Annotated in this window: 18 protein-coding genes and 1 tRNA gene; 6 read left to right on the top strand and 13 right to left on the bottom strand. The window is 71.1% G+C overall.

The features are described from left to right. Positions 1-10: 10 nt before the first annotated feature. Both IPT68_RS09405 and IPT68_RS09400 read right to left on the bottom strand, forming a co-directional pair. Positions 11-784 (bottom strand): helix-turn-helix domain-containing protein, encoded by a 774-nt coding sequence (locus IPT68_RS09405; RefSeq protein WP_189698920.1) that lies wholly within the window; start codon positions 782-784, stop codon positions 11-13. Positions 785-890: 106 nt separating this feature from the next. Next, positions 891-965: transfer RNA gene (locus IPT68_RS09400), tRNA-Leu, on the bottom strand. 101 nt (positions 966-1,066) lie between these two features. On the opposite strand from IPT68_RS09400, the gene IPT68_RS09395 reads away from it, so the two are divergent. Continuing rightward, the gene (locus tag IPT68_RS09395; RefSeq protein ID WP_189698919.1) at positions 1,067-1,723 is read left to right on the top strand and encodes an ANTAR domain-containing response regulator; all 657 of its coding nucleotides are present in this window, start codon (positions 1,067-1,069) and stop codon (positions 1,721-1,723) included. Between the two features lie 76 nt (positions 1,724-1,799). On the opposite strand, the gene IPT68_RS09390 is transcribed toward IPT68_RS09395, so the two are convergent. The 8 genes from IPT68_RS09390 to IPT68_RS09355 form a co-directional block, all read right to left on the bottom strand. Further along, positions 1,800-2,516 carry an ABC transporter ATP-binding protein gene (locus IPT68_RS09390; RefSeq protein ID WP_189698918.1) on the bottom strand — a complete coding sequence of 239 codons (717 nt, stop codon included), beginning with the start codon at positions 2,514-2,516 and terminating at the stop codon, positions 1,800-1,802. After that, the gene (locus IPT68_RS09385) at positions 2,513-3,388 is read right to left on the bottom strand and encodes an ABC transporter ATP-binding protein (RefSeq protein WP_189698917.1); all 876 of its coding nucleotides are present in this window, start codon (positions 3,386-3,388) and stop codon (positions 2,513-2,515) included. The genes IPT68_RS09390 and IPT68_RS09385 overlap by 4 nt, the downstream gene beginning before the upstream one ends. Positions 3,389-3,391: 3 nt before the next feature. Beyond that, positions 3,392-5,218: a branched-chain amino acid ABC transporter permease gene (locus IPT68_RS09380; protein ID WP_189698916.1), complete on the bottom strand. Its 1,827-nt coding sequence runs from the start codon at positions 5,216-5,218 to the stop codon at positions 3,392-3,394. A 7-nt stretch (positions 5,219-5,225) separates the two neighbouring features. Continuing rightward, positions 5,226-6,158, bottom strand: a complete 933-nt coding sequence (locus IPT68_RS09375) for a branched-chain amino acid ABC transporter permease (protein ID WP_189698915.1) — start codon at positions 6,156-6,158, stop codon at positions 5,226-5,228. 113 nt (positions 6,159-6,271) lie between these two features. Next, on the bottom strand, positions 6,272-7,501 hold the full coding sequence (locus IPT68_RS09370; RefSeq protein WP_189698914.1) for a branched-chain amino acid ABC transporter substrate-binding protein: 1,230 nt from the start codon (positions 7,499-7,501) through the stop codon (positions 6,272-6,274). Between the two features lie 891 nt (positions 7,502-8,392). Further along, the gene (locus tag IPT68_RS09365) at positions 8,393-8,836 is read right to left on the bottom strand and encodes a hypothetical protein (RefSeq protein WP_189698913.1); all 444 of its coding nucleotides are present in this window, start codon (positions 8,834-8,836) and stop codon (positions 8,393-8,395) included. 55 nt (positions 8,837-8,891) lie between these two features. Continuing rightward, a complete protein-coding gene (locus IPT68_RS09360) occupies positions 8,892-9,380 on the bottom strand; it encodes a PaaI family thioesterase (RefSeq protein WP_189698912.1) in 489 nt (162 codons plus the stop codon). Between the two features lie 74 nt (positions 9,381-9,454). After that, positions 9,455-11,734 (bottom strand): FdhF/YdeP family oxidoreductase, encoded by a 2,280-nt coding sequence (locus IPT68_RS09355; RefSeq protein ID WP_189698911.1) that lies wholly within the window; start codon positions 11,732-11,734, stop codon positions 9,455-9,457. A gap of 262 nt (positions 11,735-11,996) precedes the next feature. Here IPT68_RS09355 and polA point away from each other — a divergent pair, with 262 nt between their 5' ends. Both polA and IPT68_RS09345 read left to right on the top strand, forming a co-directional pair. Next, positions 11,997-14,723, top strand: coding sequence for a DNA polymerase I (gene polA, locus IPT68_RS09350; RefSeq protein ID WP_189698910.1), 2,727 nt, complete (start codon positions 11,997-11,999; stop codon positions 14,721-14,723). 1,120 nt (positions 14,724-15,843) lie between these two features. Beyond that, the gene (locus IPT68_RS09345; RefSeq protein WP_228040339.1) at positions 15,844-16,227 is read left to right on the top strand and encodes a hypothetical protein; all 384 of its coding nucleotides are present in this window, start codon (positions 15,844-15,846) and stop codon (positions 16,225-16,227) included. A gap of 47 nt (positions 16,228-16,274) precedes the next feature. Here IPT68_RS09345 and IPT68_RS09340 read toward each other — a convergent pair whose 3' ends face one another. Continuing rightward, positions 16,275-17,123 carry a DUF4184 family protein gene (locus IPT68_RS09340; protein ID WP_189698909.1) on the bottom strand — a complete coding sequence of 283 codons (849 nt, stop codon included), beginning with the start codon at positions 17,121-17,123 and terminating at the stop codon, positions 16,275-16,277. A gap of 284 nt (positions 17,124-17,407) precedes the next feature. On the opposite strand from IPT68_RS09340, the gene IPT68_RS09335 reads away from it, so the two are divergent. Next, a complete protein-coding gene (locus IPT68_RS09335; protein ID WP_194074067.1) occupies positions 17,408-19,150 on the top strand; it encodes a lytic transglycosylase domain-containing protein in 1,743 nt (580 codons plus the stop codon). A gap of 201 nt (positions 19,151-19,351) precedes the next feature. Here the strand turns inward: IPT68_RS09335 and hrpB are convergent, their stop codons facing one another. Then, complete coding sequence (gene hrpB / locus IPT68_RS09330) at positions 19,352-21,922, bottom strand: ATP-dependent helicase HrpB (protein ID WP_189698907.1); 2,571 nt, start codon at positions 21,920-21,922, stop codon at positions 19,352-19,354. Positions 21,923-22,004: 82 nt separating this feature from the next. Beyond that, the gene (locus IPT68_RS09325; RefSeq protein WP_373300614.1) at positions 22,005-22,814 is read right to left on the bottom strand and encodes a class I SAM-dependent methyltransferase; all 810 of its coding nucleotides are present in this window, start codon (positions 22,812-22,814) and stop codon (positions 22,005-22,007) included. Positions 22,815-23,185: 371 nt separating this feature from the next. On the opposite strand from IPT68_RS09325, the gene rpsA reads away from it, so the two are divergent. Both rpsA and IPT68_RS09315 read left to right on the top strand, forming a co-directional pair. After that, the gene (gene rpsA, locus IPT68_RS09320; protein ID WP_093504378.1) at positions 23,186-24,682 is read left to right on the top strand and encodes a 30S ribosomal protein S1; all 1,497 of its coding nucleotides are present in this window, start codon (positions 23,186-23,188) and stop codon (positions 24,680-24,682) included. A gap of 154 nt (positions 24,683-24,836) precedes the next feature. Then, positions 24,837-25,775 carry a PAC2 family protein gene (locus IPT68_RS09315; protein ID WP_189698905.1) on the top strand — a complete coding sequence of 313 codons (939 nt, stop codon included), beginning with the start codon at positions 24,837-24,839 and terminating at the stop codon, positions 25,773-25,775. Positions 25,776-25,850: the final 75 nt, after the last annotated feature.

Genomic DNA, 25,850 nt, shown 5'->3' with positions numbered 1-25,850 from the left:
CTCCCGGCTGTCAGTGCTTGGGGCCTACGTGGGCGTCCATGAGGGCTACGGAGGTTTTGCGGGCGACGGAGATGTTGTAGGGGGTCCCGTCGCGGGTGCAGATCGTCCACGCGACGCCGAGCTTGTCGAGGGTGTCGGTGTAGAGGCGGCGGATGTCGGCGGAGACGTTGGTGAAGAAGTACCGCGGGTATTCGTAGCGCTTGCGTTCGCCGCCGACCATGCGGGTCGTCCAGTTGGTGACACGGCAGCCGTCCGAGTGGATGAGACCGCGGATGAATTCCCAGGGGTGGCCGTCGACGATCTCCTGCTGCCAGGGCTGAAGGACGATGGCGCGCTCGTGCTTCTTGCCGGGGCCGTGCTGCGGGAAGAGGCAGGGCCAGTGTTGGCTGTAGGCGACGATCGAGGTGTAGCCCACCGCTTGGACGCGGTAGGACTTCCCGTTGGGGTTGATGACTTCGACGGCGGCGGCGCAGGCGGCGATGAGGCCGGGCCAGGAGTCGGCGCACGCGATCCGGAGGAAGTAGCCGCTTTTCCTTCCGGGGCTGATACAGCCGTCGCCGGGATAGAGACCGAGCAGGTAGCTGTAGGCCGCTCGGTCAGCGGGCGGTTCGGCCGTCGGGCCGCATATCGAGCACTGGTGTCGCGTCCGTGGGAGCGGGGTGATGCGCTTCAGCCAGGATCGGATTGCCGCGCATGAAATCCCGGTCTCCTTGCTGACGGAATTGACGCTGCGTCCTTGTGCCACCAGCTCCAGGGCTCGCTCGCGTGTGCCGATGTCGTACATGCGTCCACTGTGCGAGAGAGGACGCGACGACATGCGACGAAAAGCGGATGTTCACGAGAACGTGGACATCCGCTTTTGGAGAGTGACCTTGGATTCCAAGGAAAAGTGCCCCGGGTCGGATTCGAACCGACACTGTATGGGTTTTGAATCCATTGCCTGCTGCCAGTTGGGCTACCGGGGCTCGCAGAATCTAAGGTTTCCCTCGACCCTCAGCGCGTCCACCTTACCGCAGCTAGGTAGGCTCTTGTCAGCAGTACCCCTCCCCCTGAACGAGGAGCCCGAGTGACCGCCCCCGAGTCGCCCCAGCCCGTTGACGTGCCCGACGACGACAAGTCGCACGTGCCTCCGATGACCACCCGTGTCGTCATCGCCGAGGACGAGGCCCTGATCCGGCTCGATCTCAAGGAGATGCTGGAGGAGGAGGGCTACACGGTCGTCGGCGAGGCCGGTGACGGTGAGCAGGCCGTGGAGCTGGCCCGGGAGCACCGGCCCGATCTGGTGATCCTCGATGTGAAGATGCCGAAGCTCGACGGCATCTCCGCCGCGGAGAGGATCACGGAGGAGTCCATCGCGCCGGTCCTCATGCTCACCGCCTTCTCGCAGCGCGACCTGGTCGAGCGCGCCCGTGACGCGGGTGCGATGGCGTATCTGGTGAAGCCGTTCAGCAAGAGTGACGTGGTGCCGGCGATCGAGATGGCGGTGTCGCGGTACACGCAGCTGAAGGAGCTGGAGAAGGAGGTCGCCGACCTCTCGCAGCGGCTGGAGACGCGCAAGCTGGTGGACCGGGCGAAGTCGGTCCTCCAGACGGAGTACGGGCTGACCGAGCCGGCGGCGTTCCGGTGGATTCAGAAGACGTCGATGGACCGGCGGATGTCCATGCAGCAGGTCGCGGAGGCGGTCATCCAGGACGCCGCGGAGAAGAGGGCGGCCAAGGGCTGAGTTGTCCGAAGCGGCGCGAGGCCCGCGTCCCCTGGCGGTCAGGGGGCGCGGGCCTCGTCGTTGGCGCCGGTGGGGCTCAGTCCTCGCCGAGGTAGGCCTTGCGGACCGACTCGTCGTGCAGGAGGTCCTGGCCGCTGCCGGACAGGACGATGCTGCCGACCTCCATCACATGGCCGTGGTCGGCCAGGGACAGCGCGGCCTGGGCGTTCTGCTCGACCAGGAGGATGGTCGTGCCCTGGGACTTCAGCTCGGCGATGGTCGCCATGATCTTCTGCATCATGATCGGGGACAGGCCCATCGACGGCTCGTCCAGCATGAGCAGCTTGGGCTGGGACATCAGGGCGCGGCCCATCGCCAGCATCTGCTGCTCACCGCCCGAGAGGGTGCCGGCGGCCTGCTTGCGCCGTTCCCCGAGGATGGGGAAGAGGTCGTAGGCGCGCTGGATGTCCTTCTCGATGCCGGGCTTGTCGTTGCGCAGGAACGCGCCGAGGCGCAGGTTGTCCTCGATCGTCATGCGCGGGAAGATGTGCCGGCCCTCGGGGGAGTGGGCGAGTCCGAGGGAGACGATCTGGTGGGCGGGGGTCTTCTTCAGCGACTTGCCGTTGAAGCGGATCTGGCCGCCGACGGGCTTGAGCAGGCCCGACAGGGTGCGCAGGGTGGTGGTCTTGCCGGCGCCGTTGGTGCCGATGAGGGTGACGACCTCGCCGGCGTCGACCTTGAACGAGATGCCCTTGACGGCCTCGATCTTGCCGTACGCGACCCGGAGGTCCTCGACTTCGAGCAGTGCGGTCATCGGTCGTTCTCCTTGCCGGACGACGTGGTGTCGGCCTGTGCCTCGGCGGCCTCGACCTCCGCCGCCTCGGTGGCGCCGGGGTCGCCTTCGAACGGCTCGCCCAGGTACGCGGCGACGACGCGTTCGTCGCCCTGGACGGTGGCGCTGTCGCCCTCGACGAGTTTCTCGCCCTGGACGAGGACGGCGACGCGGTCGCAGAGGTTGAAGATGAAGCGCATGTCGTGCTCGATGACGAGGACGGCGATGCCCTTGTCGCGGATGGCGAAGACCAGTTCCTCGGTGGCCCGTGTCTCCTGCGGGTTCATGCCCGCGGTGGGCTCGTCGAGGAGCAGCAGGCCGGGCTCGCTCGCCAGTGCTCGCGCGATCTCCAGCTTGCGCTGTTCGCCGTAGGGCAGGTTGCGCGCGAGGTGTTCGGCCTTGGCCGCGAGGCCGACGAACTCCAGGAGTTCCATGGCGCGTTCGCGGGAGGCGGCCTCCGCCTTGTGGAAGCCGGGGCCGCGCAGGAGTGCGGACCAGAGGCCTTCCTTGGTGCGGGTGTGGCGGCCGACGAGCACGTTTTCCAGGACCGTCATGTTGGCGAACAGACGGATGTTCTGGAAGGTGCGGGCGATGCCCGCCGCCGTGACCTTGAAGGACTTGGGCGGCAGGACGGTGCCCTTGTAGCGGACCTCGCCCTCGGTGGGGATGTAGAGGCCGGTCAGGCAGTTGAAGAAGGTGGTCTTGCCGGCGCCGTTGGGGCCGATGAGACCGACGATCTCGCCGCTGTTGACCTGGAGGTCGACGTTGCGGACCGCGGTCAGACCGCCGAACCGCATGGTGACGCCGCGGGCGTCGAGGACGGTCTCCCCGGTGGTGATGGTGTCGGTTGTCATGGGTCAGGCCCCTGCCTTGCTGAGGACTGTGGGTGCTTCCGTCTCTTCGTGGAACTCCAACTGGCGGCGCCGGTTGGGGATGAGCCCTTCCGGACGGAAGCGCATCAGCAGGACCAGTGCGAGACCGAAGGCGAAGAGTTGGTAGTCGCCGAGGAACTGGAGCTTGGCGGGGATGAGGTAGAGCAGCGCGGCGCCGACGAGGGGGCCGCTGATGGTGCCCATGCCGCCGAGGACCACCGCGGCCAGCAGGAACGCCGAGTTGGGCGGGACGACGTGGGCGAACTGGTACTGCTCGGGCGTGACCGTGTAGGTCACGTGTGCCTGCACCGTGCCCGCGAGGCCGGCGAGCGCGGCGCCGAGGGCGAAGGCGATGAGCTTGACCCGGAAGCCGTTGATGCCCATGGCGAGGGCGGCGGTCTCGTCCTCGCGGATGGCGATCCAGGCGCGGCCGATGCGGGAGTCGCTGCTGCGGCGGAAGACGATCACGACGACCAGCGTGATGAGGAGCATCAGCAGGAAGTAGTTGGCGAACCGCGCGATGGTGAAGCCGGCGATGGTGTGTTCCTGGCCGAAGTCGAAGCCCAGGATGTTGAGGTTGGGGATGGAGGAGATGCCGTTGGAGCCGTTGGTGATGTCGGGGCCGGAGGTGCCGTCCATGTTGAGGACGGTGATCCGGAAGATCTCACCGAAGCCGAGCGTCACGATGGCGAGGTAGTCGCCGCGCAGGCGCAGGGTGGGGGCGCCGATGATGACGCCGAAGACCATGGCGACGGCGGCGCCGAGCAGGGCGGAGGCCCAGAACGGCAGTTGGATGTCGAAGGGGGAGGACGGCGATCCGGAGACCATGGCGGCGGTGTACGCGCCGACGCCGAGGAAGGCGACGTATCCGAGGTCGAGGAGCCCGGCGAGGCCGACGACGATGTTCAGGCCGAGGGCGACGGTGGCGAAGATCAGGATGTAGACGCCGATCGTCGCGTACTGGTCGTCGGACTGGGTGAAGGGGAAGGCGGCGGCCGCGACGAACGCGCCGATCATCGTCACGTTGCGGTGCTTGGCCGTGAGGGCCGAGACGCGGCCCACGAGGCCGGCCTTGGCGGCGGCGGCGAAGCCGAAGCCGGCGGTGATGAGGAAGCCGACGAAGAGTTCGTCGTACTCGGTGCCGATGCCGTAGGTGAAGACGGTCAGGCCGAGGGCGAGCGCGGCGACGATGACGAGGATCTCGGCGTACGCCGGCAGTTTGCGCGCGGGCGCGGCGGTGCCGGTGGCGAAGGCGGCCTTGACGACGGCGAGGATCTGCCGCCACTGGTGCAGCAGGCGCTCCTTGAGCGTGTCCTCGGGGTCGGCGGGCTCCGCGGCCGGCCAGTCGAACGGCAGGGCGATTGCGCCGAGCAGGGCCACGAGGGTGGCGATCGCCACGACCCAGCCGCCCGGTTCGAGGTTGACCAGGCCGCCGAGCTGGACCGTCATCGCGATGATCGTGTACCAGGCGGTGGCGAAGGCGCCGAGCGCGGACAGCTTCAGGGCGCTGTCGGCGCCGGCGGGGGTGAGCCAGCCGAGGCCCTTGACGCCGTAGGAGGCGACACCGAACAGCGTGGTGAGGAGGCCGCCGATGAGGACGAGGACCTGCAGGCCGCCGGGGTAGCCGTAGACGGTGAGGTCACCGGGGAACTCGGACGTCCAGGTCCAGGCGAGGAAGGTCGAGGCGATCGTCAGGACACCACCGGCGGTGGCGAGGGCGCGACCGGTCTGCGGGGGGATTCCGATGAGTCCGGCGTGCTGGCCGGCGTCGACCTGGCGAGGGGTCCCCGGTGCTGTGGTCTGTGTGGTCATCGGTGGATCACGCCCTGTCCGCGACGCGCTCGCCGAGCAGACCCTGGGGCCTGAACAGGAGTACGAGGATGAGGAGTACGAACGCCCAGACGTTGGCCCAGGACTGGCTGCCGAACTGGTCCATGCCGGGGATGTCGGAGATGTAGGCGGTCGACAGGGCTTCGGCCACGCCGAGGACCAGACCGCCGAGCATGGCGCCGTAGATGTTGCCGATGCCGCCGAGGACCGCGGCGGTGAAGGCCTTGAGGCCGAGGATGAAGCCCATGCGGAACTGGACCTCGCCGTACTTGAGGCCGTAGGCGACGGCTCCGACGGCGGCGAACGCGGCGCCGAGGGCGAAGGCGACCACGATGATGCGGTCGGTGTTGATGCCCATGAGCTTGGCGGTGTCCGGGTCCTGCGCGGTGGCCTGCATGCCGCGGCCGGTGCGGGTCTTCATCACGAAGTAGGCGAGGATCGCCATGCTGATCGGGGCCGCGACCAGCAGGAAGACGTCACCCGTCTGGATCGTGACGCTGCCGATCTCGAAGGGGCCGCCGTCGATCTGCGGGAACGTGATGGCGGAGCGGGCGTCGGGGTACCAGGCCCACACCGCCTGCTGCAGCGCGAGGGAGAGACCGATGGCGGTGATGAGGGGCGCGAGGCGTGGGGCCGTGCGCAGGGGGCGGTAGGCGAACCGTTCCGCTCCCACGGCGACAAGGACGGCGACGATGATGCCTCCGATGAGCATCAGCGGGAGCGCCACCCACAGGGACGTGCCGTCGGGCAGCACGTACAGGTAGACGGTGAGGGCGCCGAAGCCACCCATCATGAAGATCTCGCCGTGGGCGAAGTTGATGAGCTGGACGATGCCATAGACCATCGTGTAGCCGATGGCGACCAGCCCGTACATGGATCCTAGTAGCAGGCCGTTGACCAGCTGCTGCGGCAGTTCGTTCACCGCATGTCCTCCGAGACTTCGGATGATTCGTCGACAGGGGGCCGGATGCGAGTCCGCGCGGGGCGCCAGTGGTGCAGCGCCCGCGCGGCTCGGTGGAGTGGTGCGGGTGGGGATCAGCCCTCGTAGGTGCCGGACTTGGCGGCCTTCCAGGCGCCGTTCTCCACGGAGTACACGGTGAGCTGCTTGTTGGTGGCGTCACCGAACTCGTCGAAGGAGACCTTGCCGGTCACACCGTCGAAGGTGACACCCTGCATGGCCTCGGTGACCTTGGCGCGGGCGTCGTCCGGCAGTTCGCCGTTGTTGCCCTCGACGACCTGCTTGACGGCCTCGATGATGGCCCAGGCCGAGTCGTAGGAGTAACCGCCGTAGGCCTCGTAGGCCTCCTTGTAGCCCGCGGCCTCGTAGTTGGCGACGAACTCCTTGGCGGAGGGGAGGTCTTCGACCGGGGCGCCGACGGAGGTGGCGAGGTCGCCGGTGCCGCTGGCGCCGGCCAGCTTGATGAAGTCGGCGCTGTAGATGCCGTCACCGCCGACCAGCGGGATCTTGGCGCCGGCGGCCTTGATCTGCTTGCTGAGCGGGCCGGCCTGCGGGTACTCGCCGCCGTAGTAGACGACGTCGGCGCCGGAGCTCTTGACCTTGGTCGCGACCGCGGAGAAGTCCTTGGTCTCGGGGTCGATGTGTTCGGTGCCGACGACCTTGCCGCCGAGCTTCTCGAACTCCTCGGAGAAGGTGGCGGCGAGGCCCGCGCCGTAGGTCTTCTTGTCGTCGATGACGAAGACCTTCTTCTTCTTGGCGTCGTTGTAGACGTACTGCGCGGCGAACGGGCCCTGGATGGCGTCCGTGGTCGCGGTGCGGAAGTACGACTTGTACGGACGCGCCTTCGAGGTCTGCCAGTCCGGGCCCTGGGTCAGGGCCGGGTTGGTGTTGGCCGGCGAGACCTGCACGAGCTTGGCGTCGTCGAAGACCTTCTGCATGGACTCGGCCACGGAGGAGTTCAGCGGGCCGACCACACCGAGGACGTCCTTGTTGGCGACGAACTTGGTGGCGTTCTGCTGACCCGCGGAGGGCTGCGCCTGGTCGTCGAGGGCCTCGACCTTGAAGGTGACGCCCTCGACGTACTTCTCCTTGTTGGCCGTCTTGGCGGCCAGGTCCACGGAGTTCTTGATGCCCAGACCGAGAGCGGACAGGTCGCCGGTCAGCGGGGCGTCGATACCGATGACGACGGTGGTGCCGCCGCCGTTGGAGTCCGAGCCGCCGTCCCCGTCACGCGAACCGCAGGCGGTGAGAGTGAGCGCTCCCGCCGCCAGAGCGGCGGTCATGGCGATGAGCGAACGTTGACGCACGATCAGTCCTTTCCCTGGCGCGGCGCTTCCCCGTGGAAGACGCCGAGTCGAGCGCTCGGGCCGAAGAGAGGCCCAGTGACGTCGATTCCGACGGCGCGGTGACTGGCCGTGACTCTAAGCGTGTGCAGGGAACATGGAGGAGAGTCTGGCGAAGGCTGTGACGCTCTTGTTATGACACGACGTAATGCAGAGCGGTACTGAGCGGGTGGAAGCGCGGAATTCCGGCCGATTCGCCCTGTCCGCATTATGAGACTCGCAGGCCCCTTCGGATGTCATCAGTAGCGTTTGTGTGTTTTGGTGATGGCAAGGACTCGTTGCCGCAGGCTACTTGGAGGGCGTCCGAGAGATCGTGGGCATAGCGCTCACCCAGGATGAAACTGTGTGCCTCTATTGCGTGCGTATTACGCAGCGTTACATCCAGGAAAGGGAGTCCGGCGTTCCGTGGCACTTTTCCGCAATCCGTGACCTTCATGATGATCTTGACTGTGTGGGCCATTTCGGTCCGGACGCGGAATGGCGGGCGGGGAATCGCGGTCAGGGAAAGACCTTCGTACGGCTGGCTGATCCGGGTCACCGTGACCGGTGGGCCGGAGTGCGCGGTCACCGCCACCGTGAAGCGGAAGCCCCCCGTCGCGTGCCCGACGGTGAGAGGGGCGAGGTAGGTGACGCCGACCGTCTGGGACGGAGGCGGCGGATCCGGTGGGGGAGCGGCCTCGGGGCGGGTGGCGTGGAGGAAGGCGCCGGCGGCCGCGAGGGCGGTGGCCGAGGTGGCCGCGAGGAGGGCTCGGCGGCGTCGGGCGGGCAGCCGTGCGGCCGGCCCGCGCGGGGGCGGAGCGGGCGGGGGCTCCCACGCACGTGTGCCCTCGCCCGGTTCGATGGGGCCGACGCCGCTCAACTCCACGGCCCCCCGGTGGGCCCGCCGTCGCGGTACCGCCCGGCGCAGCGCACACGGGCCTGACGGTCGATCAACTGCTCGGCAGCAGCGCGGCCTTGGCGCTCGCGCTCCGTGCGGGCGGCGTCGACGACGTTCCTCAGGATGTCGTACTGCCCGTTGGACAGGCCCATCGACTGGTAGTCGCCGTAGGAGCCGTCGTCCAGGACCTCCCGGGACCAGTACGCGACGATCCGGGCGCACACCTCGGCGGGCGTGGTGGCGCGGGGGGAGGGCGAGGCGGGGGCGACGCGGGAGGTCTGGGCGGAGGCCGCGTCGGAGGTGTGGCCGGCGGTCGTGTCCGAGGTCCGACCGGAGGCCGGTCCGGCGCATCCGGTGACGAGAGCGCCGGTCAGCAGCAACAGCCCGAGGGCTGCCGATCGGGTGGGTCCTCCCGTTGCCATGTGCCGACGCTACGACGCGGGGCGTTCGCGGGCAATGGCAAGGGAGTTGGCCGGATCAGCCCGCCGTGCGTATGTGCTCGCCGTCGCCCGGCCGCACGTCCCGCAGCAGGCAGGTCAGGCGGGCCGTGCACACGCGGCGGCCGTCCTCGTCGCTGATCACGATCTCGTACGTCGCCGTGGAGCGCCCCTGGTGCACGGGCGTGGCCACGCCGGTCACCAGGCCGGAGCGGACGCCCCGGTGGTGGGTGCAGTTCAGGTCGACGCCGACGGCGATCTTGGAGCTGCCCCCGTGCAGCATGGAGCCGACCGAGCCGAGGGTCTCGGCGAGCACCGCGGACGCGCCGCCGTGCAGCAGGCCGTACGGTTGGGTGTTGCCCTCCACCGGCATCGTGCCGACGACGCGGTCCGCCGAGGCCTCCACGATCTGCACGCCCATGCGCGTGCCCAGGTGCCCGGCGGAGAACAGGGCGGGCAGGTCGACGCCGAGTGTCGCGTACTCGTCGATGACCTCTTGCGGGAACTTCACCTGGTGCTGCTCGCCCATGGGGACTGGCTCCGTTTCGTCGTCTTCGTCGTCGGACCGGGTCGAGGCCGGTTGCGCTCTGGCTGAGCAAACGCTCAGTCGGTCGCCGATTGTTCCAGACGGACGACGACGGACTTGCTGGCCGGGGTGTTGCTGACGTCGGCGGTGGCGTCCAGCGGGACGAGGACGTTCGTCTCGGGGTAGTAGGCGGCGGCGCAGCCCCGCGCGGTCGGGTAGTGCACGACCCGGAAACCGGGCGCCCGGCGCTCCACGCCGTCCGTCCACTCGCTGACGAGGTCGACGTACGAGCCGTCGGCGATCCCCAGCTCGCGCGCGTCCTCGGGGTTCACGAGGACGATCCGGCGGCCGTTCCTGATGCCCCGGTAGCGGTCGTCGAGGCCGTAGATCGTGGTGTTGTACTGGTCGTGCGAGCGCAGGGTCTGCAGCAGCAGCCGGCCCTCGGGCAGCCTCGGGTACTCGACGGGCGCCGCGGTGAAGTTGGCCTTGCCGGTGGCCGTCGGGAAGCGGCGCTCGTCGCGCGGGGCGTGCGGCAGGGCGAAGCCGCCGGGGCGGGCCACACGCGCGTTGAAGTCCTCGAAACCGGGGACCACGCGGGCGATGCGGTCGCGGACCGTGGCGTAGTCCTTCTCGAACTCCTCCCACGGGGTGAGGCTGCGCTCGCCCAGCACGCGGCGTGCCATGCGGCAGACGATGGCCGGTTCGGACAGCAGATGCGCGCTCGCGGGCTCCAGACGGCCGCGGGACGCGTGCACCATGCCCATGGAGTCCTCGACCGTCACGAACTGCTCACCGCTGCCCTGGAGGTCGCGCTCGGTGCGGCCCAGGGTGGGCAGGATCAGCGCCCGCGCGCCCGTGACGACGTGGCTGCGGTTGAGCTTCGTCGACACGTGCACCGTGAGGCGGGCACGCCGCATCGCGGCCTCGGTGACCTCGGTGTCGGGGGAGGCGGAGACGAAATTGCCGCCCATGGCGAAGAAGACCTTCGCCTCGCCGTCGCGCAGGGCGCGGATGGCGCGTACGACGTCGTAGCCGTGCTCGCGCGGCGGAGCGAACCCGAACTCGCGCTCCAGGGCGTCCAGGAAGGCGGGTGCCGGGCGTTCGAAGATGCCCATGGTGCGGTCGCCCTGGACGTTGGAGTGGCCGCGCACCGGGCACACGCCCGCGCCGGGACGGCCGATGTTGCCGCGCAGCAGGAGGAAGTTGACCACCTCGCGGATGGTCGGCACCGCGTGCTTGTGCTGGGTGAGGCCCATCGCCCAGCAGACGATGGTGCGCTCGGAGGCGAGGACCATCTCCAGGGCCTCGTGGATCTGCCGGGGTGCGAGGCCGGTCGCCGTGAGCGTCTCGTCCCAGTCGGCGGCGCGGGCGGCGGCGGCGAACTCCTCGTACCCGTGGGTGTGTTCGCGGACGAACTCCTCGTCGACGGCGCCCTCGGTCTCCACGATCAGCTTGTTGAGGAGGCGGAACAGGGCCTGGTCGCCGCCGATGCGGATCTGCAGGAACAGGTCCGTGAGCGAGGACCCGCTGGTCAGGCCCTTGGGCGTCTGCGGGTTCTTGAACCGCTCCAGGCCCGCCTCGGGCAGCGGATTGACGCTGATGATCCGCGCGCCGTTCGCCTTGGCCTTCTCCAGGGCGGAGAGCATGCGCGGATGGTTGGTGCCGGGGTTCTGCCCGGCCACGACGATCAGGTCCGCCCGGTACAGGTCCTCCAGCAGGACGCTGCCCTTGCCGATGCCGATGGTCTCCGACAGCGCCGAGCCGGACGACTCGTGGCACATGTTCGAGCAGTCGGGCAGGTTGTTCGTGCCGAGCTCGCGCGCGAACAGCTGGTACAGGAACGCGGCCTCGTTGCTGGTCCGTCCCGAGGTGTAGAAGACGGCCTCGTCGGGGGAGGAGAGCGCGGCGATCTCCTCGGCGACGATGTCGAAGGCGCGCTCCCACGTGACCGGCTCGTAGTGCTCCGCCCCCTCGGGCAGGTACATGGGGTGCGTGAGCCGGCCCTGCTGCCCGAGCCAGTAGCCACTGCGGGTCGCGAGGTCGGCGACCGGGTGGGCGGCGAAGAACTCCGGGGTGACCCGGCGCAGGGTGGCCTCCTCGGCGACCGCCTTCGCCCCGTTCTCACAGAACTCCGCCTTGTGCCGGTGGTCCGGCTCCGGCCAGGCGCAGCCGGGGCAGTCGAAGCCGTCCTTCTGGTTGACGCTGAGGAGCGTCAGCGCGGTGCGCCGGACGCCCATCTGCTGCTGGGCGATGCGCAGGGTGTGCCCGATGGCGGGCAGCCCGGCCGCCGCGTGCTGCGGCTCGGCGACCTGCGGCGCGTCCTGAACCGGATCGGCCTTGGGCGGCTTCGTTGCCATCGCGCGCTCTCCTTTGCGGACACGTGTGAGCTACGTCTCCGATCCTCGCACGCGGCAGTGACAGCGATGGAGGCCGGGCCGGACGGAGGACGTCGGCAAAGCCGGCGCCGGCGCAGGCTCCGGCGCCGTTCGCGACCACGACGGCGGACACCGCGCGGCCCGCAGGCCCCAGCCTTCGACACCCGTCGCCACCGGTACGCGATCATCTCGCGGCAGGGCGGCCCGGGGCGGGCTGTCAGTGCGGCGTGGCAGGATCGGGGGCGTGGCAGAGACAGCATCGAAGAAGACCGAGAACACCCCCGGCGGTACCCGTCCGCGCCTGATGCTCATGGACGGGCACTCGCTGGCCTACCGCGCGTTCTTCGCGCTGCCCGCGGAGAACTTCACGACCGTGACGGGCCAGCCGACGAACGCGATCTACGGCTTCGCGTCGATGCTGGCGAACACGCTGCGCGACGAGGAGCCCACGCACTTCGCGGTGGCCTTCGACGTCTCCCGCAAGACCTGGCGCTCCGAGGAGTTCACGGAGTACAAGGCGAACCGCTCCAAGGCTCCGGACGAGTTCAAGGGCCAGGTCGAGCTGATCGGCGAGCTGCTCGACGCGATGCACGCCCCGCGCTTCGCGATCGAGGGGTACGAGGCGGACGACGTCATCGCCACGCTCACCACGCAGGCCGAGGCCGAGGGCTTCGAGGTGCTGATCGTCACCGGCGACCGCGACTCCTTCCAGCTCGTCTCCGAGCACACGACGGTGCTCTACCCGACGAAGGGCGTCTCGGAGCTGACCCGGTTCACCCCGGAGAAGGTCCTCGAGAAGTACGGGTTGACGCCCGCGCAGTACCCCGACTTCGCGGCGCTGCGCGGCGACCCGTCGGACAACCTGCCCGGCATCCCCGGCGTCGGCGAGAAGACGGCCGCCAAGTGGATCAACCAGTTCGGTTCGTTCGCGGAGCTGGTCGAGCGCGTCGACGAGGTCAAGGGCAAGGCCGGGCAGAACCTGCGCGACCACCTGGAGGCGGTGAAGCTCAACCGCCGGCTCACCGAGCTGGAGCGGCAGGTCGAGCTGCCCGGGACGGTCGCCGACCTCGCGCGCGTGCCGTACGACCGCAAGGCCGTCGCGATGGTGCTGGACACCCTGGAGATCAGGAACCCCTCGCTGCGCGAGCGGCTGTTCGGCGTCGACCCGGGCGCCGAGGAGGCCGAGACGACGCCGGTCGTGACGGACGGCGTCGAGCTGGACGGCACGGTCCTGGGCACGGGCGAGCTGGCGCCCTGGCTCGCCGAGCACGGCACGGGCCCGCTCGGTGTGGCCACCGTCGACACCTGGGCGCTCGGCACGGGCTCGGTCGCCGAGGTCGCGCTCGCCGCTCCCGAGGGTGCGGCCGCCTGGCTTGACCCGGCCGAGCTGGACGAGGCCGACGAGAAGGCGTTCGCGGCCTGGCTGGCCGACGCCGGCCGGCCCAAGGTCTTCCACGACGCCAAGGGCGCCATGCGGGTCTTCGCCGAGCACGGCTGGACCATCGCGGGCGTCACCATGGACACGGCGCTCGCCGCCTACCTGGTCAAGCCGGGCCGCCGCTCCTTCGACCTGGACGCGCTGTCCCTGGAGTACCTGCACCGCGAGTTGGCGCCCGCCGCCTCCGCCGACGGCCAGCTCGCCTTCGGCGCGGACGACGGGGCCGAGGCCGAGGCGCTGATGGTGCAGGCCCGCGCGATCCTCGACCTGGGCCAGGCCTTCGAGGGCCGGCTGGAAGAGGTCGGCGCGGCGGACCTGCTGCGCGACATGGAGCTGCCGACGTCGGCGCTGCTGGCCCGGATGGAGCGCAACGGCATCGCGGCCGACCGCTCCCACCTGGAGGCCATGGAACAGACGTTCGCCGGTGCCGTGCAGCAGGCCGTGAAGGAGGCGCACGCGGCGGCCGGGCACGAGTTCAACCTGGGCTCGCCCAAGCAGCTCCAGGAGGTCCTCTTCGGCGAGCTGGCCCTGCCCAAGACGAAGAAGACGAAGACCGGCTACACCACGGACGCCGACGCGCTGGCCTGGCTGGCGACCCAGACCGACAACGAACTGCCGGTGATCATGCTCCGGCACCGTGAGCAGGCGAAGCTGCGCGTCACGGTCGAGGGCCTGATCAAGACGATCGCGACCGACGGCCGCATCCACACCACGTTCAACCAGACGGTCGCCGCGACCGGCCGTCTGTCGTCGACGGACCCGAACCTGCAGAACATCCCGGTGCGCACGGACGAGGGCCGGGCGATCCGCCGCGGTTTCGTCGTCGGCGAGGGCTACGAGTCGCTGATGACGGCCGACTACAGCCAGATCGAGTTGCGCGTGATGGCCCACCTGTCCGAGGACGCAGGCCTGATCGAGGCGTTCACCTCCGGCGAGGACCTGCACACCACGGCCGCCTCGCAGGTGTTCGCGGTCGAGCCCACGGCGGTGGACGCGGAGATGCGCCGCAAGATCAAGGCGATGTCGTACGGCCTGGCCTACGGGCTGTCGGCGTTCGGTCTCTCCCAGCAGCTGAACATCGAGGCGGCCGAGGCCCGTGCCCTGATGGACGCGTACTTCGAGCGCTTCGGCGGTGTACGGGACTATCTGCGCCGGGCGGTCGACGAGGCGCGGGCGACGGGATACACGGCGACGATCTTCGGCCGCCGGCGCTATCTCCCCGACCTCAACAGCGACAACCGCCAGCGTCGCGAGGCGGCCGAGCGCATGGCCCTCAACGCGCCCATCCAGGGCACGGCGGCCGACATCGTCAAGATCGCCATGCTCAAGGTGGACGACGCGCTGCGCGCGGCGGACCTCAGGTCCCGGCTGCTCCTCCAGGTCCATGACGAAATCGTCCTGGAGATCGCTCCCGGTGAGCGGGAGGCGGCGGAGGAACTGGTCCGCCGCGAGATGTCCCACGCCGTCGACCTCAGGGCGCCGCTCGACGTCTCGGTGGGCGTGGGACCCGACTGGGAGTCGGCCGCGCACTAGCCTGCGGCGGACGGTCACTCGGCGCCGGTGGCCTCCCGGGGGCGGTCACTGCTCGACGGTGGCCTCCCACGGGACGGCCAAGGTCCGCCGGTGGCTTCTGGGGGAGCCCAGTGGTGGCCGCAGGTGGCCTCCCGGGGGGACGGCCGAAGTCCGCCGGTGGTTTCCGGAGGGCGGCCAGTGTCCGCCGGTGGCCTACGGGGCGACGGCTACTGGTTCGCCCGGAGGCCTCTGAAGGGACGGCTACGGTTCGCCGGTGGCCTCTGGGGGAACGGTCCCAGTCCGCCTCCGGCGCGCACAGGGCCCTCGGCGGGGGTGCCGGGGGCCTCGATCGCGATGCCGGGAGCCTACGGCTGCGTGGGTGCGCCCGCCGCCGCGGCGACGCGGTGCCCTCGCCGCCGCGTCGGTGACCGGCCGGTGGCGCGCCCCGGCGATGCCCAGCTCTCCGAGACCCCGCAGCGGACCCCCTGGTGCCCGCCTCGCCCTGAGGCCACCGCTGACCCACCTCGCCGCAATGCCCACCGTGCCGTGAGGCTGCAACGGAGTCCTCGCCGGGTTGTCCGTCGTGCCGTGAGGCCGCAGCGGACCTCCTCGTCACGGTGACCGTCCCCCCACGAGCCAGGGCTGACCCCTGTGCCTGGGCTCGCTGAGCGGGCGGTGAGGACGTCCCCCCACGAGACAGGGCTGACAGCCCTCACCGCGGTGCCTGTCGTGCCGTGAGGCCGCAGCGGACCTCCTCGTCACGGTGACCGTCCCCCCACGAGCCAGGGCTGACCCCTGTGCCTGGGCTCGCTGAGCGGGCGGTGAGGACGTCCCCCCACGAGACAGGGCTGACAGCCCTCACCGCGGTGCCTGTCGTGCCGTGAGGCCGCAGCGGACCTCCTCGTCACGGTGACCGTCCCCGAGCGAGGCCAGGGCCGACCCCCTGACCACGGCGCCCGATGCTGCGGGGACCACGGCTGATCGCATCCGGGACCACCCCCGACCTTCCCCATCCCCCGCAACCCCGCAGCTCACCGCCCCCTCGGACCAGCCGCCGCCCCCGCCCCACCCCGGAGGGCCCTTCACTCGCGTGGCCCCCGCGGAAGCGCCGCCCGCCGTCCGGGCCGGTCAAGATGCCGCCATGGGTATACGCATGCTCAGCCGCCGAACGGCACCGGCTCAGGCACCGCCTCCGGCCCACGCGGTCGGCGCAAGCACCGCCCGCGTCCCCGGCGGCCCGGCGGCCGTCCTGTCCCACGCCGCGGCGGATCTCCGCCGCCGCGTCACCGCCCACTGGAACAGCCGCAGACCCCTCGCTCCCCGCGCCCGCGACACCGCGGCATGGCGCCTGTGGGCCGACCTGGCCCGCGGCTACCTGGCGCTCTGCCTGACCCTGCTGCCCCGCGCCGCCCGCCCGGCAAGCACCCTCACCGTGTTCGTCGCGCCGCTTCCCGTCGTGGCCGGAGCGATCAGGCCCCCTGACGGCTCCGGTCCCGCTCCCTGCCGACCCCTCCCGAACCGCTAGGGCCGGTCGTACGGTTCACGCCGCGGACGCGCGAGGCCTGGCGCCGGTCAGCGCTGTCGGCTCGCTGTGACCTGATCCGAACGACGGGCCCGGGGGACGACAACCGGTCGCCGCAGCCGCACCGCCACGGCGTACGCCAGAACCCCCAGCACCAGCCCCGCCCCCGCGCCGAAGCACAGGGTCGGGATCAGTTCCCAGGGCTTCGCCGAGGATCCCCAGTAGGCCCACCAGCGCGCCGCCCGATGCGCCGCCGCCACCGCCGCGCAGCCGCCGATCGCGAGGAACGCCAGCCACCGGTCCCGCACCGGCAACGCGGGAACCCCCACCGGCTCGGCCGGCGGCGTCCGCCGCAGCGCGACCGCCACGAACAGGGCGATGACGACCGCGGCCACCGCCGAACCGCCGTACTGCAGGTACCAGTACAGCGGCGAGCCCGCGATCTCCCGGCCCAGCACCGGGAACAGCCGCATCCCCCACCGGTCGAGGTGCGTGAACGCGTCCCAGACGACGTGCGTGAGCGCGCCGAGCACGGCGGAGACGTACCACCGCGCCACCAGGGAGGGCCGTACGCGCGCGCGTGCCGCCCCGCAGCGCAGCAGGGAGGCCACCCGTGGCTGCCACCCGCGCGGCAGCAGGGCCACCAGCGGTTCGCGCAGCAGCAGCCACAGCCCCACCAGAAGCCAGGCGATGAGCACGTCGACGGTGAAGACCCCCGCGAAGGAGTGCGTCACGTCGCCGAACTTCATCGCGCCGGACAGCACACTCGCCACGTAATAGGGCATGTCGGGCGCGAACGATCCCGCGACGAGCACGGCCGGCACCAGCGGGCCGCGGCCGGTTCCATCGGGACGGACGGCGGGCAGCACGGCTGCCGCATGACTGAGCGTGAACGGCAACAGTGCTCCCCTGGGCGGACGTTGACGTCCAGTATGAGCGACGGCAGGCGGCGAGTGCGCGGACCTCAAGGGCGGCCGGCGTCACAACACCGCATGGCCAAGCGGTGAAGAACGGCCGCGAACGGGTGCCCGGGCGAATGAAGTTGTCGTAGGGTCGCCTGGGTTGACGAGCAGGGGAGTGCGTGCGACTCCCAGCAGGGCAGGATCAACGGAACAGCGTCAACAGAGCAGTGGCAACAGGGCATATGCGGGCGACTCGGACGCCCACGGGAGGGGTTCTCTTCATGGCGGCGCATTTCGGCAGGAGGCTGCGCAAGGGCGCGACGAACACCGCCGTGGCCGCGGCGGTGGCGGCGGCACTGGTCGCCTCCCAGGCCCCGGGAGTCGAGACCGACGACGCCGGCAGGCAGAGCACCACCGGCGCCCAGCCCTCGGCCGACACACCTGCCGGGGACGGCGCGACCGGCAACTCGCCGTACTACACCGACCTGCCGCCGCTGGAAAGCCCCAGCCCCGCGCCCACCGTCGGCCCCGTCGCCGACCCGACCGCCACGGGCGACGCCGCCGCGGGGATACCCGCGACCGTCCTCGACGCCTACAAGAAGGCGGCGGCCGAGCTGCGCGAGGCCAAGCCCGGCTGCAATCTGCCCTGGGAGCTCCTCGCCGCCATCGGCAAGGTCGAGTCGGGCCAGGCGGGCGGCGGCAACGTCGACGCCGACGGCAACACGATCACCCCGATCCTCGGCCCCGCGCTCAATGGCAACGGCTTCGCGCACATCAGCGACAGCGACAACGGCGCGTACGACGGGGACAGCACGTACGACCGGGCCGTGGGGCCGATGCAGTTCATCCCCACCACCTGGGCGTGGGCGGGCCGCGACGGCAACGGCGACGGGGTCAAGAACCCGAACAACATCTACGACGCCGCCCTCGCCGCCGGCCACTACCTGTGCCGCTTCGGCTGGGACCTGTCCGTCGAGGACGACCTGCACAGCGCGATCCTCAGCTACAACCACTCGACGGACTACCTGAACACGGTCCTGTCCTGGCTGGAGTACTACCGCAAGGGCACGCACGAGATCCCCGACGGCACCGGCGCGCTGCCCGCCAACCGCAGCGACGACCCGGACCGGTCGAAGCCGGCGACGCAGAAGCCGTCGCCGAAGCCGCGAACCGACCCGCCCAGCCCGAAGCCGCCCACCCCGCCGTCGGGCGGCGACGCCGGCAGCCCGACGCCCCAGCCGCCGACCGCCCCGCAGACCCCCACCGACACGGTGGACCACCTGGAGGACGGCGGCACCGCGCAGCTCACCACGATGGCGGGCGACGCGTTCGCCGAGCGGGTCAGCACCCGCGCCGAGGGCAAGGACGGCAAGGGCGTCGCCAAGGTGCGCGTCCGCTTCACGATCGTGGGCGACACCGACGCGACCTTCGCCGGAGGCGAGAAGGTCGCCACAATCGTCACCGGCACCGCGGGCGTGGCCGTCGCGCCGGCGCTGCAGGCGGGCGAGAAGACCGGCGCGTTCACCGTGCGGGCCACCGTGGTCGGCCGCTCGATCCCCGGCGTCGACTACACCGCGACCGTCACCGCCCGCGCCGCCGACGCTCTCGCCCGCACCAGCGACACCGTGCTGAGCTGCACGGCGGGCGGCGAGTTCGCCGAGCAGGTCGGGGTGAGGGCGACGTACCAGGGCGCCGCGGCGGACGGGGTGGCGGTCACCGCCACCTTGATCAAGTCGGTGCTCGACCCGACCGAGAACGACAAGGGCCCGTACTTCAAGGACGCGAACGGCCAGCCGGTGCGCACCCTGTCGGGCCTGACGACGGACGCGAACGGCCTGCTCACGCTGCCTGAGCTGTACGCGGACGGCACTGCCGGCACGTACATGCTCCGCCTCACCACCGAGGGCGGCGCCACGCTCAACGTCCCGCTGAACGTGACGGCGGCCGAGACACCGTCGCCCACCCCGTCCGAGACCACCGACGCCTCGGCGAGTCCCAGCGCTTCGGCCAGCCCCAGCGCGTGACCGCGCGGACGGCACCCGGCACCTGACACGACAGCGGCGGCGCCCCCTCTCCGCAGGGGCGCCGCCGCTGTCGTGTGCGAGCCGTTCTCCTCTCGCCCGCCCGTTGGCACGATGCCGGACCTGACGACGTATCAATTCTTGTACGTCCGTCCGGAGGCCGGAGGCAGGCATAAGCGCCCTGATCGCCGCCGTGGCAGCCGGTCACCGCCTGAGCCGCGCTTTGGTGTGCCGGGTGGGCTCCGCGGCGGCGGGGTCCTCGGGCCACGGATGCCTGGGGTAGCGGCCCCGCAGCTCCGCCCGTACGTCCCTGTAGCCGCCCCGCCAGAACGAGGCGAGGTCGGCAGTGACGGCGGCGGGCCGGCCGGCGGGGGAGAGCAGATGCACCAGCACGGGGACGCCCGCGAGGGCCGGCGACTCCTGCGCCCCGAACATCTCCTGCAGCTTCACGGCCAGGACGGGCCGTTCCGGGTCCGCGTAGTCCACCCGGATCCTGGACCCACTCGGCACGGTGATCCGCTCCGGGGCCAGTTCGTCGAGCCGCGCGGCCTCCCCCGACGCCCACGGCAGCAGACGGGCGAGCGCCTCCCCGGCATCGATCCGCGCCAGGTCGCCCCGCCGCCGCGCCCGGCTCAGCTCCGGCTCCAGCCACTCCTCCACGCGCGCGTGCAGCGCCTCGTCGGACACGTCCGGCCAGGGCTCGCCGAGGTGCGACCGCAGAAAGGCCAGCCGCTGCCGCAGCACCTCGGCATCCCGCGACCACCGCAGCAGGCCGAACCCTTCCCGGCGCAGCCCGTCCAGCAGCGCGTCGCGCACCAGGCCCGGCGTGGCGTCCGACAGCGGCCGCACCGCCAGCTCGACGGCCCCGAGCCGCTCGACCCGCCGTGCGACGACGTCACCACCGGCCCAGTGCACCTCCTGGCCCTCGCTCCGGAAGGCGCCCGCGGCGAGCCGGGCCACCTCCTCGTCCACCTCGGCGGCCAGCAGCACACGCGCGTGCCCCCTGCCGAGGGGGCGATCGGCCACGGCCACGGCGATCCAGGGCGCGCCCCGCAGCGGTGAGGCGTCCCCGAGCTCCGCCCGGGTCCCGGAGACCATGAGGTACGACCCGCCGTCGGCCTTGGCGACCCGCTCGGGGAAGGCGAGCGCGGCGACGATCCCGGCGGCGTCGTCGGCCCCGCCGGAGGCGGGCGGACGGCCACGTCCGGCCACGACTGCGGCCTCGGTGTCCACCTCCACCGACCGGGGGTGACTCGTGGGCGGGTGGGAGAACTCCGTGACGACGGCCCGCAGCCGCCGGACCTCCGTACGCCACCGCCCGGCATAGGCGTCGCCGCCGCGCCGCGCGGCCCGCAGGGCCGATGCGAGATCGTCCCCGTACTCCCGAGGCGCCTCCTCGCTCAGCAGGGCGACCACCTCGGCAGCCCTCTCGGCCCCCACCCACGGAGCCGCGTCGAGCAACGCCCGCCCCAGCCGGGGATGCAGCCCCAGCCGAGCCAGCCGCGCGCCCCGCTCCGTCGCCCGCCCACCGGAGTCGACCGCCCCCACCGCCCGCAGCACGTCCCGCGCCGCCGCCATGGCCCCACCCGGCGGGGAATCGAGCAACGCCAGCCCGGACGCCTCCGGATCGCCCCAGCAGGCCGCCTGCAGCGCGAACGCCGTCAGGTCGGCCACCTGGATCTCCGGCGCCGGAAACAGCGGCAGACGCGCGTCCTCGGCCTCCGCCCAGCACCGGTACACGGCCCCCGGCGCCTCACGCCCGGCCCGCCCAGCCCGCTGCCGCCCGGCCGCCTGCGAGGCCCGTACCGTCGTCAGCGCGCTCAGCCCGCGCGCGTGGTCCACCCGCGGCTCGCGGGCCAGCCCCGAGTCGACGACCACCCGCACCCCGGGCACCGTCAGCGACGACTCGGCCACAGACGTCGCCAGCACCACCCGGCGCCGGGTCCCCGGCGACAGCACCGCGTCCTGCACGGCCGCCGGTGCCCGCCCGTGCACCTGGAGCACCTCCACGTCCCCGGCGTCCCCGAGCTGTCCGGCGACCCGCGCGATCTCCCCGACCCCCGGCAGGAAACACAGCACGTCCCCCGCCCGCTCCGCCAGCGACCGCCGTACCACCGACGCCACGTGGGTCAGCAGCGCGGGATCGACCCGCATGCCGTGCGGCGGCCGTACGGGACGCGCCGGCGGCGCCCACACCACCTCGACCGGGTACGACGCGCCCTCCGCGGCGACCACCGGAGCCCCGCCGAGCAGCCGGGCCCAGCCCTCCGCGTCGGTCGTCGCCGACGCCGCCACCAGCCGCAGCTCCGGCCGCAGCGCCTCCCGTACGTCCCACAGAAATGCCGCCACCGTGTCCGCGTCCAGATGCCGCTCGTGGCACTCGTCGAGCACCACCGCGTCGACGCCGCTCAGCTCCTGGTCCCGCTGGAGCCGCTGCAGCAGCACACCGGTCGTGACGACCTCCACGCGCGCGTGCCGCCCGACGACCCGCTCCCCGCGCACCGTGTAGCCGACGCTCTCGCCGACCCGCTCGCCCAGCAGCCACGCCATCCGGCGCGCCGCCGCCCGCGCCGCGATCCGCCGCGGCTCGGCCACGACCACCCGCCGGGCCGGCCCCTCGCCGAGCAGTCCCGCCAGCGCGAGCGGCACCAGCGTCGTCTTGCCCGTGCCCGGGGGTGCCACGAGGACGGCCGTGCCGTGTCCGTCCAGGGCCTCGCGCAGGGCGGGCAGCGCGGTGCGTACCGGAAGGGCGTCCAGGGCGTCGTAACGGATCACGCACCCAGTGTCGTACGGCCGCGGGACCGCCCACTCACGCATGCGTGCGTGAGCGGACCGGTCGGTCGGGGACGGAGGGGCGTCAGTCCCGCTCGCAGACGAAGATCGCCGTGCCGGGGATCAGGTTCCCGCGCAGGGGTGACCAGCCGCCCCATTCGGAGGTGTTCCAGGCGGGCCACTCGGGCTCCACCAGGTCCACGAGCCGGAAGCCGGACGCCACGATGTCCCGGACCCGGTCGCCGAGCGTCCTGTGGTGCTCGACGTACACCGCCCGGCCGTGGTCGTCCTGCTCGACGTACGGCGTGCGATCGAAGTACGAATTCGACACGCTCAAGCCCTCAGGGCCGGGCTCGTCCGGGAACGCCCAGCGGATCGGATGGGTCACCGAGAACACGAACCGGCCGCCCGGCCGCAGGACCCGCCGCACCTCCCGGAGCACCATCGCGGGGTCCGCCACGAAGGGCAGCGCCCCGTACGCCGAGCACGCCAGGTCGAAGGAGGCGTCCGCGAAGGGCAGGGCGGCCGCGTCGGCGCACACCAAGGGAAACGATCCGCCGATGCGCAGCGCGTGCTGGAGCTGGCGGTGGGAGAGGTCCAGGGCGACCGGACGCGCGCCCTGCGCGGCCAGCCAGCGTGCGCACTGGGCCGCGCCGGCGCCGATCTCCAGGACGTCCTTGCCTTTCAGCTCCTCCGGCGGGCCGAGCAGCTCCGCCTCGACCTCGTCCAGGCCCTCGGGGCCCCACACGAACCGGTCGTCGCCGAGGAACGTGCCGTGTTCGATCTGGTACTCGTCCGCGTTGCGGTCCCACCATCCCCGGTTGGCCCGGGCACTCTCCGTGACGTCCGCGGCACGTCGGGTGGCTTCCGGCTCGAACGCTTCGGGCTCTTGGATGATCGGCTCCCTCGTCGTAATCTTCCGTCCAACCCGTCCGGCGGCGTCACTGGAGGGACGTCCCAGGGCCCGCGTGGCCTCAGAGGACAGGTTTTGTGCCGGGAATGGGGTGATCCGCCCCGGGTGTGCGCCTTCGCGCATTGACCCTGCCCGGCTGCCCCCGTATGCTACAAGTTGCGCTGCGGGCCTGCGCACCTCAGACGTAGCAGGCTGCGCTCGCATCTGTTGTATGTCCCCTCGGTTGTCGAGGCGCATCACCGGTTTTCGCTGGTGGGACGCTTCCTTGGCTGTCCGGCTTCTGCAGAGCGAAACGGGCTCCCGGCGTAAGCAGTGCCTACGACTTCAATGTCCGTACCGGAGCCCTTTCCCACATGACGAGCAGCACCGAGACCACCGCCACCACCCCGCAGGTAGCGGTCAACGACATCGGTAACGAGGAAGCCTTCCTCGCAGCGATCGACGAGACGATCAAGTACTTCAACGACGGCGACATCGTCGACGGCGTCATCGTGAAGGTCGACCGGGACGAGGTCCTGCTCGACATCGGTTACAAGACCGAAGGTGTCATCCCGAGCCGCGAGCTCTCGATCAAGCACGACGTCGACCCGAACGAGGTCGTCGCCGTCGGCGACGAGATCGAGGCCCTGGTCCTCCAGAAGGAGGACAAGGAAGGCCGCCTGATCCTCTCGAAGAAGCGCGCCCAGTACGAGCGTGCCTGGGGCACCATCGAGAAGATCAAGGAAGAGGACGGCATCGTCACCGGTACCGTCATCGAGGTCGTCAAGGGTGGTCTCATCCTCGACATCGGCCTCCGTGGCTTCCTTCCGGCCTCCCTGGTCGAGATGCGCCGCGTCCGCGACCTCCAGCCGTACGTCGGCAAGGAGCTCGAGGCCAAGATCATCGAGCTGGACAAGAACCGCAACAACGTGGTCCTGTCCCGCCGTGCCTGGCTGGAGCAGACCCAGTCCGAGGTCCGCCAGACGTTCCTCACGACCCTCCAGAAGGGTCAGGTCCGTTCCGGTGTCGTCTCCTCGATCGTCAACTTCGGTGCCTTCGTGGACCTGGGTGGCGTCGACGGTCTGGTCCACGTCTCCGAGCTGTCCTGGAAGCACATCGACCACCCGTCCGAGGTCGTCGAGGTGGGCCAGGAGGTCACCGTCGAGGTCCTCGACGTCGACATGGACCGCGAGCGCGTCTCCCTGTCGCTGAAGGCGACCCAGGAAGACCCGTGGCAGCAGTTCGCCCGCACCCACCAGATCGGCCAGGTCGTGCCCGGCAAGGTCACGAAGCTGGTTCCGTTCGGTGCGTTCGTCCGCGTGGACGAGGGCATCGAGGGTCTGGTCCACATCTCCGAGCTGGCCGAGCGCCACGTGGAGATCCCGGAGCAGGTCGTCCAGGTCAACGACGAGATCTTCGTCAAGGTCATCGACATCGACCTCGAGCGCCGTCGCATCAGCCTCTCGCTGAAGCAGGCCAACGAGTCCTTCGGCGCCGACCCGGCCTCGGTCGAGTTCGACCCGACCCTGTACGGCATGGCCGCGTCGTACGACGACCAGGGCAACTACATCTACCCCGAGGGCTTCGACCCCGAGACCAACGACTGGCTCGAGGGCTACGAGAAGCAGCGCGAGGAGTGGGAGCGCCAGTACGCCGAGGCGCAGCAGCGCTTCGAGCAGCACCAGCAGCAGGTCATCAAGAGCCGCGAGGCCGACGCTGCCGCTGCCGCCGAGGGCGGCGACGCCGCGGGTGCGGCTCCGGCCGCGGGTGGCGGTTCGTACTCCTCCGAGGGCGCCGACACCTCCGGCGCGCTGGCCTCGGACGAGGCGCTGGCCGCGCTGCGCGAGAAGCTCGCCGGTGGCCAGAGCTGAGCTGACGCTCGCTGAGCAATAGCTCCTTACTGAGGGGCCGCACCTTTCGAGGTGCGGCCCCTCAGCCGTTTTCTTCAGATCATGGACTCCTCCTTGGGAATGGCCCCGTGCGTGAGGGCGTTGTCACGTACGGACACAAGGAGGAGCGGTCACTGTGCTTGATCCGCAGGGTTTGTACACGTGGGAGCCGAAGGGGCTGGCCGTCGTAGACATGGCGCTCGCCCAGGAGTCGGCCGGCCTTGTCATGCTCTATCACTTCGACGGATACATCGACGCGGGCGAGACCGGCGACCAGATCGTCGACCGGCTCCTCGACTCGCTGCCGCACCAGGTCGTCGCCCGTTTCGACCACGACCGGCTCGTCGACTACCGCGCCCGCCGCCCGCTGCTGACCTTCAAGCGCGACCGCTGGACCGACTACGAGGAGCCCACCCTCGCCGTTCGGCTCGTCCAGGACGCCACCGGGGCGCCCTTCCTGCTGCTGTCCGGCCCCGAGCCGGACGTGGAGTGGGAGCGTTTCGCGGCGGCCGTGGACCAGATCGCGGAGCGCCTCGGCGTACGCCTCGCCGTCAACTTCAACGGCATCCCCATGGGCGTCCCGCACACCCGCCCGGTGGGCCTCACCCCGCACGGCAACCGCACCGATCTCGTCCCCGGCTACCGCAGCCCCTTCGACGAGGCCCAGGTGCCCGGCAGCGCCGAGGCCCTGGTCGAGTACCGCCTCATGCAGGCCGGGCACGACGTCCTGGGTGTCGCCGCGCACGTCCCGCACTACATCGCCCGCTCCCCGTACCCGGACGCGGCGCTGACCGTCCTGGAGGCCATCACGGCCGCCACGGGACTGGTCCTGCCCGGCATCGCGCACTCCCTGCGCACGGAGGCCCACCGCACCCAGACGGAGATCGACCGGCAGATCCAGGAAGGCGACGAGGAACTCACCGCCCTCGTCGCGGGCCTCGAGCACCAGTACGACGCCGTCGCGGGCGCCGAGACCCGCGGCAACATGCTCGCCGAGCCGGTGGACATTCCGTCGGCCGACGAGATCGGGCGGGAGTTCGAGCGGTTCCTCGCGGAGCGTGAAGGGGAGAGCTGAGGAGCGGGTCGAGGGGCGTGGGCGCAGGTCCCGATGGTCGTACGGGGCTCGCATGGCCGTACGGTCCCCAGGGGC

The sequence above is a fragment of the Streptomyces chromofuscus genome (assembly GCF_015160875.1).
Taxonomy (GTDB): Bacteria; Actinomycetota; Actinomycetes; order Streptomycetales; family Streptomycetaceae; genus Streptomyces; species Streptomyces chromofuscus.
Note: the sequence above shows the minus strand (reverse complement) of the source record. Positions and strands in the feature narration are given on the sequence as shown.

Coding starts and splice junctions, on each gene's coding strand:
- IPT68_RS09355 (WP_189698911.1), bottom strand. CDS start 11,734: ATGGCAACGAAGCCGCCCAAGGCCGATCCGGTTCAGGACGCGCCGCAG.
- IPT68_RS09380 (WP_189698916.1), bottom strand. CDS start 5,218: ATGACCACACAGACCACAGCACCGGGGACCCCTCGCCAGGTCGACGCC.
- IPT68_RS09335 (WP_194074067.1), top strand. CDS start 17,408: ATGGCGGCGCATTTCGGCAGGAGGCTGCGCAAGGGCGCGACGAACACC.
- IPT68_RS09365 (WP_189698913.1), bottom strand. CDS start 8,836: ATGGCAACGGGAGGACCCACCCGATCGGCAGCCCTCGGGCTGTTGCTG.
- IPT68_RS09390 (WP_189698918.1), bottom strand. CDS start 2,516: ATGACCGCACTGCTCGAAGTCGAGGACCTCCGGGTCGCGTACGGCAAG.
- rpsA (WP_093504378.1), top strand. CDS start 23,186: ATGACGAGCAGCACCGAGACCACCGCCACCACCCCGCAGGTAGCGGTC.
- IPT68_RS09385 (WP_189698917.1), bottom strand. CDS start 3,388: ATGACAACCGACACCATCACCACCGGGGAGACCGTCCTCGACGCCCGC.
- IPT68_RS09345 (WP_228040339.1), top strand. CDS start 15,844: ATGGGTATACGCATGCTCAGCCGCCGAACGGCACCGGCTCAGGCACCG.
- IPT68_RS09405 (WP_189698920.1), bottom strand. CDS start 784: ATGTACGACATCGGCACACGCGAGCGAGCCCTGGAGCTGGTGGCACAA.
- IPT68_RS09360 (WP_189698912.1), bottom strand. CDS start 9,380: ATGGGCGAGCAGCACCAGGTGAAGTTCCCGCAAGAGGTCATCGACGAG.